Here is a 1,603-nt window from a genome sequence, read left to right as displayed (position 1 = left end):
CGGCTGGAGTGGCGCCAGGCCATACACCAGCAATATTTCGGCGCGCCCGGCTGCTCGAACAGGTTTTCGAAACGGCCGCGCGTCTCCCGCGTCACCTCGATGAAGCGGATGGAAGCGAGGTCAAGTTTCTCTGGCGGCGAGTCGTTCGAGCTGTCCGGCATCCGTCAGTTCCTTGACGGCGTTCCTGCCGATCCAGCGCGCCGTGCTGTCGGACGATGCCGCCAGTTTCTCGGCAAGCGCTAGGGCAGGGGTGTGCAGCGTCATCGACCGCTTGCCGATCTGCCGCAGCGCCCAGTTCACCGCCTTGCGGACGAAGTTGCGCGGATCGCCCGCATGCTTTTCGATCAGCGGCAGATAGGCAAGGAAGGTCGCGTCCGGCTCCTTCTTCAGGTGCACCGCGCCCCAGGCCAGCATGGCAAAGGCGGTGCGGCGGACGAACTCTCGCTCGTCCTCGGCGAATTCGTCGATCAACTCGCGCCAGAACGGCGTCGCCGCGAACAGGTCCGCGACGGTATCGACGATCTCCCAGCTGTCGAAATCGGCGGCCCAGCGCCGGCATTGGCCGATGTCGAGCTTCTTCGGCTCGCCGGTGAAGGCCGCCATCAATCGCGCCTCGCGGATGCCGGTGTCCCACAAAAGCAGCGAGCGCTCGTGGTTCTTTTTCAGCTTGCGCGCCAGCGGCCGCAGGTCGGAATTGCCGATGCCGAGCGCGGTCGCGGTGTTGATGCCGAAGCGCGCCATGCCGACAAGGTTCTCCTGTTTGCCGATCGAGCGCAGATGGGCGACGGTGTCGTGGGCGCTCCAGCTCGGATCGGGAAGGGCCATCGCCGTTTATTTTTCCAGGCGCGCCAGCAGCGAGGACGTGTCCCAGCGCCTGCCGCCCATATCCTGCACGTCCTTGTAGAACTGGTCGATCAGCGCCGTCACCGGCAGCTTGGCGCCGTTGCGGTTGGCCTCGGCAAGGCAGATGCCGAGATCCTTGCGCATCCAGTCGACGGCGAAGCCGAAATCGTATTTGCCGGCATTCATCGTCTTGTGGCGGTTTTTCATCTGCCAGGAGCCGGCAGCGCCCTTGGAGATCACCTCGATGACCTTCTCGATATCGAGCCCGGCCTTCTTGCCGAAATGGATGCCCTCGGCCAGCCCCTGCACAAGCCCGGCGATGGCGATCTGGTTGATCATCTTGGTGAGCTGGCCGGCGCCGGCCGGCCCCATCAGCCCGACCATGCGGGCATAGGCGTCGATGACGGGCCTGGCCCTGTCGAAGGCCGATTGCTCACCGCCGACCATTACCGTCAAAACGCCGTTCTCGGCACCCGCCTGACCGCCAGACACCGGCGCGTCGAGGAAAGAAAAACCGGCTTTTTCAGCAGCTTCGGCCAATTCGCGCGCAACTTCGGCCGAAGCCGTGGTGTTGTCGATGAAGACGGAGCCCTTCTTCATCGAGGCAAAGGCGCCCTTGGCGCCGGTCGTCACCGAGCGCAGGTCGTCGTCATTGCCGACGCAGGAGAAAACGAAGTCCTTGCCTTCGGCCGCTTCGGCCGGCGTCAGCGCCAGCTTGCCGCCATGCTGGGCGACCCATTGCTCGGACTTGGCGGTGGTG

At 64.8% G+C, this 1,603-nt stretch carries 2 protein-coding genes; both read right to left on the bottom strand.

The features are described from left to right. Positions 1-120: 120 nt before the first annotated feature. Positions 121-825, bottom strand: a complete 705-nt coding sequence (locus EOA29_RS35840) for a DNA alkylation repair protein (RefSeq protein ID WP_126093923.1) — start codon at positions 823-825, stop codon at positions 121-123. A gap of 6 nt (positions 826-831) precedes the next feature. Continuing rightward, the coding region (locus EOA29_RS35835) for an NAD(P)-dependent oxidoreductase (protein WP_145970023.1) at positions 832-1,603 on the bottom strand (772 nt) is incomplete at its 5' end.

Origin of the sequence: Mesorhizobium sp. M1E.F.Ca.ET.063.01.1.1 (genome assembly GCF_003998155.1) — a bacterium.
Lineage (GTDB): Bacteria > Pseudomonadota > Alphaproteobacteria > Rhizobiales > Rhizobiaceae > Mesorhizobium.
Note: the sequence above shows the minus strand (reverse complement) of the source record. Positions and strands in the feature narration are given on the sequence as shown.

What these genes read in the sequence shown, in the direction of transcription:
- EOA29_RS35840 (WP_126093923.1), bottom strand. Translation starts at nt 825, where the DNA reads ATGGCCCTTCCCGATCCGAGCTGGAGCGCCCACGACACCGTCGCCCAT.